This is a genomic window from Streptomyces sp. NPDC003023, assembly GCF_042888225.1.
Taxonomy (GTDB): domain Bacteria; phylum Actinomycetota; class Actinomycetes; order Streptomycetales; family Streptomycetaceae; genus Streptomyces.
The window spans coordinates 1,493-2,740 of record NZ_JBIAPL010000024.1 but is presented as its reverse complement, the minus strand read 5'-3'; the positions used below and the strand labels follow the sequence as shown (position 1 = coordinate 2,740).

The following is a 1,248-nucleotide window of genomic DNA, read 5'->3' as shown; positions in this document are numbered from 1 at the left end:
ACCCAAGTAGCACGGGGCCCGAGAAATCCCGTGTGAATCTGGCGGGACCACCCGCTAAGCCTAAATATTCCCTGGTGACCGATAGCGGATAGTACCGTGAGGGAATGGTGAAAAGTACCGCGGGAGCGGAGTGAAATAGTACCTGAAACCGTGTGCCTACAAGCCGTGGGAGCGTCGCTGGCAGTACTTGTGCTGTCAGTCGTGACTGCGTGCCTTTTGAAGAATGAGCCTGCGAGTTAGCGGTGTGTAGCGAGGTTAACCCGTGTGGGGAAGCCGTAGCGAAAGCGAGTCCGAACAGGGCGATTGAGTTGCACGCTCTAGACCCGAAGCGGAGTGATCTAGCCATGGGCAGGTTGAAGCGGAGGTAAGACTTCGTGGAGGACCGAACCCACCAGGGTTGAAAACCTGGGGGATGACCTGTGGTTAGGGGTGAAAGGCCAATCAAACTCCGTGATAGCTGGTTCTCCCCGAAATGCATTTAGGTGCAGCGTCGTGTGTTTCTTGCCGGAGGTAGAGCACTGGATAGGCGATGGGCCCTACCGGGTTACTGACCTTAGCCAAACTCCGAATGCCGGTAAGTGAGAGCGCGGCAGTGAGACTGTGGGGGATAAGCTCCATGGTCGAGAGGGAAACAGCCCAGAGCATCGACTAAGGCCCCTAAGCGTACGCTAAGTGGGAAAGGATGTGGAGTCGCAGAGACAACCAGGAGGTTGGCTTAGAAGCAGCCACCCTTGAAAGAGTGCGTAATAGCTCACTGGTCAAGTGATTCCGCGCCGACAATGTAGCGGGGCTCAAGCGTACCGCCGAAGTCGTGTCATTCCAGCATGAGGGCCAACGCCCGCTGGGATGGGTAGGGGAGCGTCGTGTGCCGGGTGAAGCAGCCGCGGAAGCGAGTTGTGGACGGTTCACGAGTGAGAATGCAGGCATGAGTAGCGATACACACGTGAGAAACGTGTGCGCCGATTGACTAAGGGTTCCTGGGTCAAGCTGATCTGCCCAGGGTAAGTCGGGACCTAAGGCGAGGCCGACAGGCGTAGTCGATGGACAACCGGTTGATATTCCGGTACCCGCTTTGAAACGCCCAATATCGAGCCCATTAATGCTAAGGCCGTGAAGCCGCCGGCTGAGTCTTCGGACGAGGTCGGAGTGGTGGAGCCGCTGACCCAAGGTGGTAGTAGGTAAGCGATGGGGTGACGCAGGAAGGTAGTCCAGCCCGGGCGGTGGTTGTCCCGGGGTAAGGGTGTAGGC

Annotated in this window: 1 rRNA gene (running past one end of the window); it reads left to right on the top strand. The window is 57.9% G+C overall.

From position 1 onward, the window contains the following. A 23S ribosomal RNA gene (locus ACFYV1_RS33595) occupies positions 1-1,248 on the top strand; its annotated part runs 1,491 nt beyond the window's last position; the annotation flags it as partial.